1 protein-coding gene is annotated in these 246 nt (G+C 60.2%); it reads left to right on the forward strand.

Going from position 1 to position 246, the window contains the following annotated elements:
• A partial coding sequence (locus EXE48_RS18585) for a hypothetical protein (protein WP_158295149.1) occupies positions 1 to 183 on the forward strand: 183 nt, incomplete at its 5' end.
• Between the last annotated feature and the right edge of the window lie 63 nt (positions 184 to 246).

Below are 246 nucleotides of genomic sequence, written 5' to 3' on the forward strand. Positions count from 1 at the left end.
TTAGTCCTCTTCACGTTCCAGCACTGGTATGACGCCCCGTTCGACGGTCTTGCGATGGTCGTCGGTGCGGCGCTGACTGTGTTCGCGTTCACGGATGCCTACCTGATCGCGGACACTCTCGACGACCATCGCAAGACCGTCGAACGGGGCGTCATACCAGTGCTGGAACGTGAAGAGGACTAACCCTATGAGTCCGCCAGCGACTGCGAACCCCCATCCACCAGCCGTTTCCGGGAGTTCAGGGAA

This window comes from Halorubrum sp. ASP1 (genome assembly GCF_005435135.1).
GTDB lineage: Archaea > Halobacteriota > Halobacteria > Halobacteriales > Haloferacaceae > Halorubrum > Halorubrum tropicale.